At 74.5% G+C, this 13068-nt stretch carries 10 protein-coding genes; 4 read left to right on the forward strand and 6 right to left on the reverse strand.

Annotated features, from left to right (window positions below; all coding sequences use genetic code 11):
- Window position 1: 1 nt before the first annotated feature.
- The 6 genes from ASE68_RS18800 to ASE68_RS18825 form a co-directional block, all read right to left on the reverse strand.
- Window positions 2-940: a DUF1684 domain-containing protein gene (locus ASE68_RS18800; protein ID WP_082462514.1), complete on the reverse strand. Its 939-nt coding sequence runs from the start codon at window positions 938-940 to the stop codon at window positions 2-4.
- 118 nt (window positions 941-1058) lie between these two features.
- Window positions 1059-2405 carry an MFS transporter gene (locus ASE68_RS18805; protein WP_055863127.1) on the reverse strand — a complete coding sequence of 449 codons (1347 nt, stop codon included), beginning with the start codon at window positions 2403-2405 and terminating at the stop codon, window positions 1059-1061.
- 145 nt (window positions 2406-2550) lie between these two features.
- On the reverse strand, window positions 2551-3939 hold the full coding sequence (locus ASE68_RS18810) for a M20 family metallopeptidase (protein ID WP_235481277.1): 1389 nt from the start codon (window positions 3937-3939) through the stop codon (window positions 2551-2553).
- The gene (locus ASE68_RS18815; RefSeq protein WP_235481279.1) at window positions 3936-5246 is read right to left on the reverse strand and encodes an LLM class flavin-dependent oxidoreductase; all 1311 of its coding nucleotides are present in this window, start codon (window positions 5244-5246) and stop codon (window positions 3936-3938) included. Before ASE68_RS18815 ends, ASE68_RS18810 begins: the two co-directional genes overlap by 4 nt.
- A complete protein-coding gene (locus tag ASE68_RS18820; protein WP_055863129.1) occupies window positions 5236-6678 on the reverse strand; it encodes an NtaA/DmoA family FMN-dependent monooxygenase in 1443 nt (480 codons plus the stop codon). The genes ASE68_RS18815 and ASE68_RS18820 overlap by 11 nt, the downstream gene beginning before the upstream one ends.
- Complete coding sequence (locus tag ASE68_RS18825; protein WP_055863131.1) at window positions 6678-7886, reverse strand: LLM class flavin-dependent oxidoreductase; 1209 nt, start codon at window positions 7884-7886, stop codon at window positions 6678-6680. The genes ASE68_RS18820 and ASE68_RS18825 overlap by 1 nt, the downstream gene beginning before the upstream one ends.
- A gap of 226 nt (window positions 7887-8112) precedes the next feature.
- Between ASE68_RS18825 and ASE68_RS18830 the strand changes: the two genes are divergently transcribed.
- Genes ASE68_RS18830 through ASE68_RS18845 form a run of 4 tightly spaced genes read left to right on the forward strand, consistent with a single transcriptional unit; the run spans window position 8113 to window position 13029 of the window.
- Window positions 8113-9186, forward strand: a complete 1074-nt coding sequence (locus ASE68_RS18830; RefSeq protein WP_055863133.1) for an LLM class flavin-dependent oxidoreductase — start codon at window positions 8113-8115, stop codon at window positions 9184-9186.
- A complete protein-coding gene (locus ASE68_RS18835; protein ID WP_082462517.1) occupies window positions 9186-10283 on the forward strand; it encodes an ABC transporter permease in 1098 nt (365 codons plus the stop codon). Before ASE68_RS18830 ends, ASE68_RS18835 begins: the two co-directional genes overlap by 1 nt.
- Entirely contained in the window at window positions 10280-11227 is a 948-nt protein-coding gene (locus tag ASE68_RS18840) for an ABC transporter permease (protein WP_055863135.1), read from the forward strand. The genes ASE68_RS18835 and ASE68_RS18840 overlap by 4 nt, the downstream gene beginning before the upstream one ends.
- Complete coding sequence (locus tag ASE68_RS18845; protein ID WP_082462518.1) at window positions 11224-13029, forward strand: ABC transporter ATP-binding protein; 1806 nt, start codon at window positions 11224-11226, stop codon at window positions 13027-13029. The genes ASE68_RS18840 and ASE68_RS18845 overlap by 4 nt, the downstream gene beginning before the upstream one ends.
- Window positions 13030-13068: the final 39 nt, after the last annotated feature.

Consider the following 13068-nt stretch of genomic DNA (forward strand, 5'->3'; position numbering starts at 1 on the left):
CTCAGACCGCCGTGCTCGTGGCAGCCGTGCTCGTCGCCTCCGTGCTCGTCGCCTCGACCCGCGCGAGCGGGGTCTTCTCTCCGGCCTCGATGCCGACCGGCAGGCGGTTGCCGGCGGGCGGCAGGGGGCAGGTGGCGTAGTCGGTGTAGGCGCACGGCAGGTTCACGGCGCGGTTGAAGTCGAGCAGCACGGTGCCGTCTTCGGTGGGCGCGTCGATCGCGAGGCTGCGGTTCGCGGCGTACGTGGTGAGCCCGCTCGTGGCATCCGTGAACAGCACGAAGAGGCTGCCGGGCTCCTTGCCGTTGAACGCGATCAGGTGGAAGGCCTCGCCGCGCAGCACGAACTCGACCTCGCCCGGCGCCTCGTAGACGTGCTGCAGGCCCTCGACCGCGGCGTCGACCGTGACCTCGCGCGGCTCGTCATACGGCACGAACCGGCCGAGGGCGAGCCAGCGCGGGTTCGGCAGGTACGTGGGCGTGCCCGAGTAGGCCGCGAGGAACGGGAACGCCGGGTCGCGCGGGCGCACGATGTCGTTGCCGCCGCGGCGTGCGAGCTCGATCGCGAGCTCGCCCGAGCGGAGCGTGAGGCCCCCACGCTCGGGGATGGGGCCGAACTCGTGGCGCCCATCGAGCGCGACGCCGTCGAGCTCGAGCACCTCGCCCTCGTCGAGTTCGACGACGGGGCCGGCGTCGCTCGTCGACCAGCGACCCGGTGCGCCGTCGAGACGCTGCGGTTCGGCGCCGAGCCAGTGCAGGCCCGTGACGGCGAGGAAGCCGTGCCCGCTTGCCCGGGCTGCCTCGTGTGCGCGGTGCCACTCCTCCCACTCGCGGGCGAAGGCGGCGCGGTCGATGGGCGCGGCGAGGGCGGCGGCGGGTGCGTCGGCGGATGTCGCGGCGGGGGCTGCTGCGGCGGAGTTCGAAGTGGTCAGCGTGTCGGTCATGTGGGAAGACTAGGCAGGTCGCAAGGCGGTTCCGGAGGTCGTGACGGCAGGTTTCGGGCGGGCGTCACGGGGCGTAACCGCGGGCGGCTCGACCGGCCGGAATTGGTCGCTCGACGGCTCAGCCGACGCGCACGGCGCCGCGGTCGAACGCCGAGATCGCGACCGCGGCGGCCGACAGCACCGCGAAGACGACGGCGGCCGTGGCGAAGCCGGTCGCGGGCGTCTCCCCGCCGAGGAACAGCCCGATGCCGACGGCGAGGCACACGGCGCCGGCCAGCCGCTGGGCCAGCGCGAGCACGCCGGCGCCGACCCCCGCGGCATCCGCCGGCGCGTGCTCGAGGGTGAGCGTCTGGTTCGACGGGATGGCGAGCCCCGAGAGCACCCCGTGCACGGTTCCCACCCCGACGAGGGCGATCAGCACCAGGGGCGGCGAACCGGTGGCCACGAGCGCCGCCTCGACGGCCATGGCGACCGCGCCGGCCGCGAGCACGATCGTGATGCCGCGGCGCCCGAACCGGATCGCGACGCGCCAGCTCTGCATGCTGCCGATCGCCATGCCGAGCGCACGCGGGGCGAGCAGGAGCGCGGCCGTCAGGGCGGGCAGTCCGAGCCCGTCGATGAGGAACAGCGTCGAGACGATGCCGAGCCCGAGTCCGGCGCCGAAGGTGAGCGTCGCGACCCCGGTTCCGAGCATGAAGCCGCGCGAGCGCATGAGCGCGGGGTCGAGCACGGGCGAGGCGCGGCGGCGCGCGATGCGGCGTTCCCAGCCGGCGAAGGCGAGGCCCGCGATCGCGGCGACGACGAGCCAGAGTCCGCCGCCCGGCACCCCCGCCGTCACGGGCAGCATGAGCGCGAGGATCGCGGCCATGAGCAGGGCGAGGCCGATCAGGTCGAAGCCCTGTCGGCTGCCGGATCGCGGCACGGACGGCAGTACCGCGAGGCCGGCCACGAGCAGCGCGAGCGCGACCGGCACCGAGAGCAGCACGACGAGCCGCCAGCCGAGGCCGGGCGCCGTCGTGGCGAGGACCCATCCGGCGACCGGCGGCGAGACGAGGCCCGCGATCGACGCCGACACCGTGTAGGCGCCGATCGCCTTGGCGCGAGCGGGCCCCGTGAACAGGTCCTGGAAGTAGCCGAGCACCTGCGGGTTCACGAGTCCGGCGCCGAGGCCCTGCACGAGTCGCGCGATGATCGCCACGTTCGCGTCGCCCGCGCCGGCGGCGAGGAGCCCGCCGACGGCGAAGAGCAGCAGCCCGACGAGGTAGGGCACGCGTCGTCCGAAGACGTCGCCGAGGCGTCCGCCTGGCAGCAGCGCGGCCCCGAACGCGAGCGAGTACCCGGCGACCAGCCACTGCACCTGCCCGGCATCCGCACCGAGATCGTCGCGCAGCCCCGGCACGGCGAACGAGAACGCCGCCTGGTCGATGATCGTCACGAAGCCCGTCGACACGCCGAGGGCGAGCACGCGCCCCGACGTGCGATCCCGTGGGGTCGCGGATGCCGCGGGCCTCACTCCGTGCTCACGCAGGCCGGGCGCACGGCGGCCGTGCTCGCGCGGGCCGTCCTCGCACGGGCCCTGCTCACGCAGGCCGTGCTCACGCCGGTCCCGCTCATGCGAACGTGCGCTCGACGTCGACCGCGCCGCCCGCCGCCGCGAAGTCGTCTCGCACGGCGGCCAGCAGGTCGGCGTCGGCCAGCACGTCGGCGACGGTCGCCGCGAGGCCGTACGCGGCATCCGTCACCGCCTCGAGCGATGCGGGGGAGCCCGCATACTCGGCGAACTCGCGCGTGTGCAGCGCGATCTCGGGCGGCGCGATCGCGATGACCGGGTGGATGCCGGGCAGGCGCTGGCTGATGTTGCCGAAGTCGGTGGACGCGGCCTGGGCGCCCGGCGCATCGGCGGCGCGCAGCACGCGGCGGCCGCGCTCGGCCTGTGCAAGCGCCCACCGTTCGGCGAGCGGGCCGTTGTGACGGATCGGCAGGCTGAACGGCTGCGGATCCCACGTGACCTCGACGCCCGTGCCGGTCGCGAGCGCGATGCCGTTGGCGATGTCGTCGACGCGGGCCGAGAGCTCGCGAAGGGTCGAGATCTCGTGCGAGCGCACGTAGTACTCGAGCTCGGCGCGCTCGGGCACGACGTTCGGGCGGGCGCCGCCGTCGACGAAGACGCCGTGGATGCGGTCGCCCGGCGGCAGGTGCTGCCGCAGCAGGCCGACCGCCTGGTAGTTGAGGGCTGCCGCATCGAGTGCGTTGCGACCCTGGAACGGGGCGGCCGAGGCGTGCGCTGCGACGCCGTAATAGACGACGCGCACGATGCGGCGGCCGATGAAGACGGGGTCGGCGAGGTCGGCGCCGAACGGGTGCGCCATGACGGCGATGTCGACGTCGTCGAACGCGCCGGCGCGGGCGAGCAGTTCCTTGCCGTTGCCGCCCTCCTCGGCGGGCGTGCCGATGAGCAGCACGCGGCCGGGCACGTTCGCGGGGTGCTGCCGCCTCGCCTCGGCGAGGGCGAGGAATGCGCCGACGGATGCCGCGGCGATGAGGTTGTGTCCGCAGGCATGGCCCATGCCGGGCAGGGCGTCGTACTCGGCGAGCAGGGCGACGGTCGGGCCGGTGGGGGCGCCGTCGGTGCAGGGCGCGCCGGGCGCTGTGGGCAGCTCTGCGACGAACGCGGTCGGCAGCCCGAAGACCCCGAGTTCTGAGCGGATGCCGCTGGCTGCGAGCGTCTCGACAATGGCCGCGGCGCTCTTCACCTCGGCGAACCCGGGTTCCGCGAGCGCGAACAGGTGCGCGGAGAGGGCGCCGAGCGTCGGCGCAAGGTCGTCCACGGCGGCAGCGAGGGCGGCCCGCAGCTCGGTGGGGGCCCCGCCGTGCGGCGAGGAGATGGGCGGAGCCGCACCCGCGAGGCGTTCGGCCTCGCGGGCGACGGCGTCCAGGTGCAGGGTGCTCGGCGTCGTGGGCCGGGCACCGATCCGCACGCCGTGCGTCGCGGCGGTCACGCCCCGACCGTGGCGCCCGCGAGCTCGGACTCGGCCCGCTCGGCGCCCCGATCCTCGCCCTCGACCGGTGCTGCCACGTCGTTCCACGCCTCGGCGAGCAGGCGGTACGACGCGACACGCGCCTCGTGGTCGTGCGTGATCGTCGTCACGAGCAGCTCATCGGCGCCGGTCGCGCGCTGCAGCGTCTCGAGCTGGGCGACGACGCTCGCGGCCGAGCCGACGAAACGCGTGTCGAGGCGATCCTGCACGGCGTCGAGCTCGATGCTCGACAGCTCGGCGTCGGGCGTCGCACGCTCGGGACTCGGGTAGGGCACGGCGCCCTGGCCCTCGCGGATCGAGAGCACCCACTCCGCGTAGCCGCGAGCGAGGCGCTGGGCCTCGCCATCCGTCTCGGCCACGACCACGTCGACCGACACGATCGTGTGCGGACGCTCGAGCTCGGGCGAGGGGCGGAAGTGCGCCCGGTACTCGGCGACGGCCGCGAGCACGCCGCTCGGGGCGACGTGGTAGTTCGCGCCGAACCGCAGGCCGAGGCGTCCGGCGAGGCGGGCGCTCTCACCCGCGCTCGATCCGTGCACCCAGAGCTCGACGGGGGTGCCCGTCGCGGGCTGCGCCTGCACGGCCACGCCGTCGGGTCGGCTGTCGTCGGCGAAGCGCACCGGGCCGGCGAAGAAGTCCCGCAGGGCGTCGACGTCGTCGGCGAAGCGGTCGGCGTCGCCCACCGTGCGCCCGAGGAGCCGCGCCTGCAGCGCGAACCGGGCCCGATCGAAGCGGAACGGACGCTGCGGCGGGATCACGAGTCCGTCGATCACCTCGTTGGGTGCGGGCGGAGCGGGCTCGGCCGCGGTCTCGGGCGCGACCGGCACCGCGGGCAGCGGCGGGGCGGCCGGCACGGCCGAGGGCCCCGCGGCGGCTCCGCCATCCGCCTTCGCCGGGGGGAGCCCGCTGCGGCCGAGACCGAGGTCGACGCGGCCCGGCCAGAGCGCCGCGACGGTGCCGAACGCCTCGGCGACCTGCAGCGGCTCGTAGTTGCCGAGGATCGTCGCCGCGGTGCCGACGCGGATGCGCTCGGTCGACGCGGCGAGGATGCCGAGGAACGTGTGCGGGGCCGCACCGGCGACACCCGGGTTCAGGTGGTGCTCGGCGAGCCAGTAGCGCGCGTAGCCGAACGCCTCGGCCCGGCGCGCCAGGTCGATCGAGCGGTGCAGCGCCTCGCCGGCGTTGGACCCCTCGGCGATGGGCACGAGGTCGAGCACGGCGAGCGGCACGCGGCGGGCGGGCTCGGCGGCCCGCGACTCAGCCGACACGACGCGCCTCCTCGGCATCCCGCACGGCCGCCACACGGGCGCCGGGCTCTGGCAGCTCGAGGTTCTGCCGCAGCGTCGCGCCGGGCTCGTACTCGGTGCGGTACACGCCGCGCTCCTGCAGCTCGGGCACGACCCGGTCGACGAAGGCGTCGAGGCCGTGCGGCGAGGTCGTGCCGACGACGACGAAGCCGTCGGTCGCGCGCTCCTGCACGTAGCGGTCGAGCTCGGCGGCGATGTGCGAGGGCGTGCCGATGAACGACTGGCGTCCGGCCACCTTGATGACGAGCTCGCGGATCGAGAGCCCCTCGGCCTCGGACTGCGCGCGCCAGGCGCGGGCGATCTGCACGGCGTTGGGGAAGCGCGGCGCCCAGCCCTTCGTGATCGTGCCCGCGACGGTGTCGGCCGGCCCCTCGCCCGGGTCGAACTCGGGCAGCGGCCCGTCGGCGTCGTAGCCCGTGAGGTCGGTGCCCCAGAGCTGCTCGAGCGCGGTGATCGCGTTGCGCGGCGTGACCTGGGCGAGCGAGGTCGCGCGGGCGACCTCCTCGGCCTCGGCCTGCGTGTCGCCGATCGCGAACGTGACGGCGGGCAGGATCTTGAGGGAGTCCTCGGTGCGGCCCCATCCGGCGAGCCGGCCCTTGACGTCGGCGTAGAACGTCCGCGCCTCGTCGAAGGCGCTGTGCCTGGAGAAGATCACCTCGGCGTGCTCGGAGGCGAAGTCGCGCCCGTCGGCGGAGTCGCCCGCCTGCACGATGACCGGGTAGCGCTGCGGGCTGGCGGGCGTCGTGAAGCGACCGCGCACGTCGAACTGCGCGCCGCGGTGCGCGAACGCGCCCGCCTCCTCGGCGTCGCCGGCGAGGAACCGCCCTGAGGTGCGGTCGGCGACGATCGCGTCGGCCGACCAGCTGTCCCAGAGCTCCTTCGCGAGGCTCACGAACTCGTTCGCGCGGTGGTAGCGGTCGGCGTGGTCGAGGTAGCCGCCGCGGCGGAAGTTCGCGCCGTGGAACGCGTCGGAGCTCGTCACGACGTTCCACCCTGCGCGTCCGTCGGAGAGGTGATCGAGCGTCGAGAGCTGCCTGGCCAGCTCGTACGGCTCGTTGAAGGTCGCGTTCAGCGTGCCGACGAGTCCGATGTGCTCGGTGACGCCGGCGAGGGCGGCGAGCACGGCGAGGGTGTTCGGCCGGCCGACGACGTCGAGTTCGTGCAGCTGCCCCTTGTGCTCGCGCAGGCGCAGACCCTCGGCGAGGAACAGGTAGTCGAAGCGTCCGCGCTCGGCGGTGCGGGCGAAGTGCTCGAACGCGCTGAAGTCGATCTGGCTGCGGTGCAGCGGGTCGGCCCAGAGCGTCGTGTTGTTCACGCCCGGGAAGTGGGCGGCCAGATGCACCTGGCGCTTGGCCTGCGTCGGCTTGCTCTGGGTCGGCTTGCTCTGGGTCATCAGGCGGCCTCCTCGTTCGTCCGTGCCGCGGCGGCGGCGGTGTATCGGTTCTCGGGCAGCTCGAAGCCGAGCCGTTCGCGCAGGGTCGTGCCCGCGGCATCCGCTCGGGGCAGTGCGGGCAGCACCCAGTCAGCGAGCTGCTCGAGGTCGCGCGGCAGGCGGGCGGGGCGGATGCGCACGCCGTCGTAGCCGAGCGCGGTCCAGCCGTCGATGCGCTCGAGCAGCTGCTCGGGCGTTCCGGCGAAGACGAGGGCGTCGGATGTCAGTGGCGAGCCGTTCTGCTCGTCGAGGCGTTCGAGCGCGGCGCGGGCGGCGGCCGGCGTCGACTCGAGCACGACGAGCACCTCGGCGAGTACCGACAGCCGGCGGCCCGTGCGGCCCGTGCGTGCCTCGGCGTCGCGCACCTCGGCGAGGATCGAGGCGGACTGCGCGTCGTCGTGCGGCGTGACGAACACGAGGTCGGCGCTCGTCGCGGCGAGCTCGTAGGGGATCGTCTGGTGGGCGAGCACCGCGACGAGCGGCTGGCCCTGCGGCGAGCGCGGCACGATCGAGGCGCCCTTCACGTCGAACCACTCGCCGGTGAACTCGGCGCCGTGGATCTTCTCGCGGTCGATGAAGCGGCCGGTGGCGGCATCCCTGATGATCGCGTCGTCCTCCCAGCTGTCCCAGAGGCGGCGGACCACCTCGACGACGTCGCGCGCCTCGTCGAACCCGGGGCGGATCTGCTCGGAGTCGCCGGCGAGCAGCGCCTCGACGTCGACGGGCGGCACGGTGCGACGGCCGAAGTGCGCGGCCTCGTTCGGCGAGCCGGAGAGCTGCGGGCGCCAGCCGGCCCGGCCGCGGCTCGCGAAGTCGAGGGTCTGCAGGCCCGTCGCGACGTGGAACGGCTCGGTGTGCGTGGTCGTCACGGTGGGCACGAGGCCGATGCGGCTCGTGACGGGCGCGACGAACGAGGCGATGAGCAGGGCGTCGAGGCGGCCGCGCACCTGGTCGATGCGGTCGTCGGCCGTCCAGAGCGTGGAGGTCTGCAGTCCGAGCGCGTCCTCGATGGTGACGAGGTCGACGTCGGCGCGCTCGGCGACCTGCACGAGGTCGCGCCAGTAGCGGCGGTTGAAGAGTTCGGTCGGTCGCGCCGACGGATCGCGCCAGGCGGCGGGGTGCCATCCGGCCCCGTCGAGGGCGACGGCGATGGTGGGTCGTCGAGTCATGCGATTCACCTTCCGCGCGTTCCGGCCGGGCGTGCAAGGCGGCCCGTCACGAGGTGAAGTCGAAGGTCATACGGCTTCATCGGATGCCGCGGGCCGAGGTCATACGCGGTCACACCATCGGTGCGCTCGCCGTCATGTTCCGTCGCGCGGAGACACTCGGCGCCACCTTCGGTCACGCTTCGCGACACGGCTTGGCCGAGGCCGGATCCGACGGTTCAGTGGCGGCATGACCACCCTTTCGACCATCGCGTTCCTGACCCCCGGCAACTACGACGACGCCCGACCCGAGCAGGGCCTCGAGGACACCCTCGCCCTGTTCGAGCACGGCGAGCGCCTGGGCTACGACGGAGCATGGGTGCGTCAGCGCCACCTCGAGCACGGGGTGTCGTCGGCGCCCGTGTTCCTCGCCGCGGCCTCGCAGCGCACGCGCCGCATCCGGCTCGGCATCGGCGTGATCCCGATCGGCTACGAGAGCCCGTTCCGGCTCGCCGAAGACCTCTCGACGGCCGACGTGCTCTCGGGCGGCCGGCTCGAGGTCGGCGTGAGCGCCGGCCGCCCGCCGCATGTCGAGCTCATCGGCGAGCGCGTGTTCGACGGCGACTGGAGCGGGCAGGACTTCTCGCACGCCCGCGTCGACCGGCTGCTCGAGAACCTCTCCGGAGAGTTCCTCGGCGACGCCGACACGGTCATCCACTCGCCGGGCAACGTGCAGCGTCCGCGCCTGCAGCCGCACGCGGCCGGGCTCCGCGACCGGATCTGGATCGGCGCGGGCTCGGCCCGGTCGGCCGAGTGGGCCGCCGAGCGCGGGCTCGGCCTGCTGACGGGCAACATCGTCTCCGGCGGCCCGGTCGACGCCGGCGGACCGGCCGCGTTCGGCGCCACGCAGCTCGAGGTGCTCGCCCGCTATCGCGACGGATACCGCGGCGCCGGGCGACCCAGGGTCGCGCTCGGCCGGGTGATCGTGCCGACCGACGGCGCCGACCGCGCCACGAGGGCGAAGTACGCCGAGTACCGCGCGAGCCGCGAGGAGCGCACGCGCCTCGCCCACGGCGAGCGCCTCACCCAGTTCGCGCCCGACCTCATCGGCACGGCCGAGCAGATCCTCGAGCAGCTCGCCGCCGATGCCGTGGTCTCCGACGTCACCGACCTGCGGCTCGAGCTGCCCTACGAGTTCTCGGTCGACGACTACCGGCAGATCCTCGACGACGTCGCCCGGCTCGTCGCGCCCGAGCTCGGCTGGGCCGGGGGCGACGGCAGGGGCGAGGGCGTGGCGTCGACGCCGGTGACGGCGGCCGCCTGATGACCAGGTACGTGCTGCTGCGCCTGCTGCAGGCGATCGGCGTGCTGTGGGCCGCGTACACGGTGTCGTTCCTCGTGCTCTACGCGCTGCCCGGCGACCCCGTGACGCTGCTCGCCGGGCCGGATGCGACCGACATCTCGCCGGCCCAGCTCGACGCCCTGCGCGCGGAGCTCGGGCTCGACCGGCCGCTCATCGTGCAGTACCTCGACCAGCTCGGCGCCGTGCTGCACGGCGACCTCGGCACGTCGATCGTCACGGGCCGCCCCGTGACGGAGATCATCGGCGAGGCGCTGCCGCCGACGATCGCGATCGCGACGTTCGCGCTCGTGATCGCCGTCGTCGCTGGTGCGGGCATCGCCATCGCGGCGAACTACACGAGGCACCGGTGGCTGGCCGACGTGCTGCTCGGCCTGCCGCCGCTCGGCGTCGCCGTGCCCGCGTTCTGGTTCGGGCTCATGCTCATCCAGTGGTTCTCGTTCACGGTGCCGATCTTCCCGGCCGTCGGCGACCGCGGCTTCGCGTCGCTCGTGCTGCCGGCGATCACGCTCGCCCTGCCGACGGGCGCGACGATCGCGCAGCTGCTCTCGAAGAGCCTCTCGAACACGCTGCGCGAGCCCTACGTCGACACGGCGTGGGCCAAGGGAGCCAGCCGGGCCCGCGTGCACCTCGGCCACGCGCTGAAGAACGCCGCGCTGCCCGCGCTCACCGTCACCGGCCTCATCGTCGGGCAGCTGCTCTCGGGCACCGTCGTCACCGAGACGGTGTTCTCGCGGCCAGGCCTCGGCCGCGTCACGGCGGGCGCCGTGCAGCAGCAGGACGTGCCCGTCGTGCAGGGCGTCGTGCTCGTCGCCGCCACGGCGTTCGTCGTCGCGAACCTCGTCGTCGACCTCGTCGCGCCGCTGCTCGATCCGCGCATCGTCACGGGCGGCGCGTCGAGCCGACGGCGCACGCCGGCCGGGGCTCGCCCCGCTACGGCCCGCCCCGCTGCGGCCCGCCCGGCAGCCACCCACACGCCGGCCGCACGGCCCGCCGCCGCATCCGGAACCGCGGCCTCCGCCGTGCCGTCGGCCGCATCGACCCAGGGGGAGCCCGCATGACCGACACCACCGCCCTCGTTCCCGAGCGGCACGAGCAGTCGGACGACGTCTTCGCGGCCACCGCCGATGCGCGTTTCGCCGACGCGGTGCGCAGCCGATCGGCCGACGCCGCCCTGCGCGCCGGCCGGGGCCTCGGCCGGGTGCTCGCACGGCCGACGCTCCTCATCGCGCTCGTGTGGCTCGCGCTCATCGTCATCGCCGCGGTCGCGCCGAACGTGCTCGCCCCCGGCGACCCGCTCGACGGGGTGCCCGCCGATCGGCTGCAGGGCCCGTCGGCCGCGCACTGGTTCGGCACCGACCAGCTCGGCCGCGACCTCTACACCCGCGTCGTGCACGGCACGGCGCTGACCCTCTCGGCCGCCGGCATCGCCGTGGCGGTCGGACTCGTCGTCGGCACGTTCCTCGGCCTGCTCGCGGGCTTCGTCGGCCGGTTCGTCGACGAGGCCGTCATGCGGTTCGCCGACGTGCTGCTCGCGATCCCCGCGCTGCTGCTCTCGCTCGCGATCATCACCGCGCTCGGCTTCGGCACGATCAACGTCGCCGTCGCGGTCGGCTTCGCGAGCATCGCGACCGTCTCGCGCATCTCGCGCTCGGAGGTGCTGCGCGTGCGCAGCTCGGTCTACGTCGACGCGGCCCGCGCCTCCGGCGACCGCTGGGGGCGCGTGCTGTTCCGCCACGTGCTGCCGAACTCGGCCGGGCCCGTGCTCGTGCTCGCCGTGCTCGAGTTCGCCGGGGCGATCCTCGCGGTGTCCGCGCTGAGCTTCCTCGGCTACGGCGCACCGCCGCCCGCGCCCGAATGGGGATCGCTCGTCTCGGGCGGTCGCGACTTCCTGCGCAACGCCTGGTGGCTCACGACCTTCCCCGGTCTCGTGATCGCGGCCACCGTGCTCGCCGCCAACCGGGTCTCGCGCGCCCTCGACACCGAAGGGAGGCGCACGCGATGAGCGCCGCACCGACCGAACCATCCGCCGCAGAAGGCGGAACGCCGAGCCGCACGCCCGACCGCACACCCGGCGGCACGCCCGATCGCACGCCCGACCGCACGCCCCTGCTCGAGATCACGAACCTCGCCGTGAGCTACCGCACCGCCCGCGGCACGATCGACGCCGTCCGCGATGCCAGCCTCACCGTGCACGCCGGCGAGACGGTCGCGATCGTCGGCGAGTCCGGCTCCGGCAAGTCGACGACCGCGCACGCGGTCGTGCAGCTGCTTCCGTCCACCGCGTCGATCGCGGGCGGCAGCGTTCGGTTCGAGGGGCGCGACGTCACGGCGATCTCGCGCGTCGAGCTGCGCGGCCTCCGCGGGCGCGCGATCGGCTTCGTGCCGCAGGACCCGACGGTCAGCCTCAACCCGGTGCAGCGCATCGGCCGCCAGGTCGCCGAGGTCCTCGAGATCCACGGCCTCGCCGACCGGCGCACAGCAGAGGCCCGCGCGGTCGACGCGCTCGCCGAGGCCGGACTGCCCGACCCAGAGCGGCAGGCGCAACAGTACCCGCACGAGCTCTCTGGCGGCATGCGGCAGCGCGTGCTCATCGCGATCGCCCTCATCGCCAGGCCCGCGCTCGTGATCGCCGACGAGCCGACCAGCGCGCTCGACGTCACCGTGCAGCGGCAGATCCTCGACCGCATCGACGCCCTGAAGCACGACCTCGGCACCGCCGTGCTGCTCATCACGCACGACCTCGGCGTCGCCGCCGACCGCGCCGACCGCATCGTCGTCATGTCGCAGGGCGAGGTCGTCGAGCAGGGCACGCCCGCCGAGGTGCTCGGCTCGCCCTCGCATCCGTACACGCGCGCCCTCATCGCCGCAGCCCCGAGCCTCGACCTCGACGAGCGATCGCGGGCGGCGGATGTCTCGGGCCGGGCCGATGCGTCGGGCGTCACGGTCGCGGCGGGCTCCGGTTCCGCGTTCGCGTCGGGCGGGTCGGATGCCGCGGGCGCGCCGCCTGCGGGCGTGCCGTCGCCGCTCGTGGTCGCCCACGACCTCGTGAAGGAGTTCCCCGTGCCGAGGGCGGCGGGCGGCGGCGTGCACCGCGCCGTCGACGGCGTCGACTTCGCGATCCCGCGCGGACGCACGCTCGCCCTCGTCGGCGAGTCGGGGTCGGGCAAGTCGACGACTGCACGGCTCGTGCTGCGGCTCGCCGAGCCGACCTCCGGCAGCGTGGACTTCGACGGCGTCGACCTGACGGCGCTCGGCCAGGGGGCAGTGAGACGGTTCCGCCGGCGCGCCCAGCTCGTGCACCAGAACCCGTACGCGTCGCTGAACCCGCGCCTGCCGATCGGTCGCATCGTCTCCGATCCGCTCGAGGCCTTCGGGGTCGGCAGCCGCGCCGAGCGGCGGCGCCGCGTCGAGGAGCTGCTCGACGTCGTCGCCCTCCCGAAGGGGACGATCGACCGCAAGCCCGCCGAGCTCTCGGGCGGGCAGCGCCAGCGCGTCGCGATCGCCAGGGCGCTCGCCCTCGCGCCGGACCTCGTCGTGCTCGACGAACCCGTGTCGGCGCTCGACGTGTCGATCCAGGACCAGATCCTCACCCTGCTCGCCGGGATCCAGGCCGAGTTCGGCGTGAGCTACCTCTTCATCTCGCACGACCTCGCCGTCGTGCGCCGCATCGCGCACGAGGTGATCGTGCTGCGCGACGGGCGCGTCGTCGAGGCGGGGGAGGCCGCGCGGATCTTCCGCGATCCACGCGAGGAGTACACGCGGGAGCTCCTCGACGCGATCCCAGGGCGCGCCGTCCGCGCCTGAGACCCGGCCGCGCCGTCCGCGCCTGACACCCGGCCGCGG

Source organism: Agromyces sp. Leaf222 (assembly GCF_001421565.1).
Classification (GTDB): Bacteria; Actinomycetota; Actinomycetes; order Actinomycetales; family Microbacteriaceae; genus Agromyces.